This window comes from Pseudoxanthomonas suwonensis (assembly GCF_010093235.1).
Lineage (GTDB): Bacteria > Pseudomonadota > Gammaproteobacteria > Xanthomonadales > Xanthomonadaceae > Pseudoxanthomonas > Pseudoxanthomonas suwonensis.
The window spans coordinates 1-511 of record NZ_PDWP01000066.1; the positions used below are offsets into that span (position 1 = coordinate 1).

Sequence of the window (511 nt, forward strand, 5' to 3'; positions counted from 1 at the left end):
AAGCCCTTCTGCGCCGACGCTGAAATCCACGGTCTGCGTTTCCAGCAGTTCTGTTTTAATCAGCCACAGCCCGGCGCGGTGTGCCTGCCCCCGGCTGGTACAGCCAAAGGCATCCATCTTCGTAACATTACGACCGTAACGGGCAATGGCCTGCGTATCTTCAACAAGCTCTGTCGCCGTCTCCCAGCCGTTGTTCGGGTCAATCCAGTTCACCTCAACGGCATTATGGCGGTCCGTCAGGGCGCTGAAGGTGGAGCGGAACGGGGCGCCATCAACCGGCATCAACACAATACTGCGGTTATAAGTCCCCGTCTTATCCGACGGGCGGGCCTGCACGAAAGTGATCGTCTGCCCGTTTCATACCGGCACACCACGGCTCGCCGAGCAGAAAACGCTGAGCACATCCCACGCCTTACGCTGTGTCGTCAGGTACGCATTACAGGTGATGCGCGGCTCCGTGCCGCCAAAGCCGTCCGGCTCTGACTGGTCGCAGTACTGGCCGATGACATCC

At 59.9% G+C, this 511-nt stretch carries 1 protein-coding gene; it reads right to left on the reverse strand.

Translation table 11 applies throughout. The features are described 5' to 3' along the window. The coding region (locus CSC68_RS15765) for a phage tail protein (protein ID WP_281353889.1) at nt 1-345 on the reverse strand (345 nt) is incomplete at its 3' end. Nucleotides 346-511 lie beyond the last annotated feature (166 nt).